Raw genomic sequence first — 313 nt, 5'->3', positions numbered from 1 at the left:
GCATAGGCCAACTCGGCAGGTTGCTGCACATCCCACAGGCACAGATCGGCGGGGGSCCCCAMCCYSATCCGCCCCCGGGCCTGTCTCTTTTAMACATCTCCSAGSCCACSAGACGAAMYGAGCGRRCTCGTATGCCGGCTTCTKCTTGTANGCATAGGCCAACTCGGCAGGTTGCTGCACATCCCACAGGCACAGATCGGCGGGGGCCCCAACCTCGATCCGCCCCAGGTCAGGGCGGCCGAGGGCGCGGGCGGCATGGGTGGTCATACCGGCCAGGGCTTCGCGCGGGGTCAAACGGAACAGGGTGCAGGCC

The 313-nt window shown here is 66.9% G+C and carries 1 pseudogene; it reads right to left on the bottom strand.

Annotation, left to right across the window (positions count from 1 at the left end):
* Window positions 1–153: 153 nt before the first annotated feature.
* Window positions 154–313, bottom strand: a pseudogene (locus ACQ4LH_RS21235) (amidohydrolase family protein); the annotation flags it as partial.

Origin of the sequence: Pseudomonas peli (assembly GCF_050563605.1) — a bacterium.
In the GTDB taxonomy this organism is placed as follows: Bacteria; Pseudomonadota; Gammaproteobacteria; order Pseudomonadales; family Pseudomonadaceae; genus Aquipseudomonas; species Aquipseudomonas peli_A.
The sequence above is the reverse complement of the archived record's forward strand: the minus strand, read 5'-3'. Positions and strand labels throughout refer to the sequence as shown.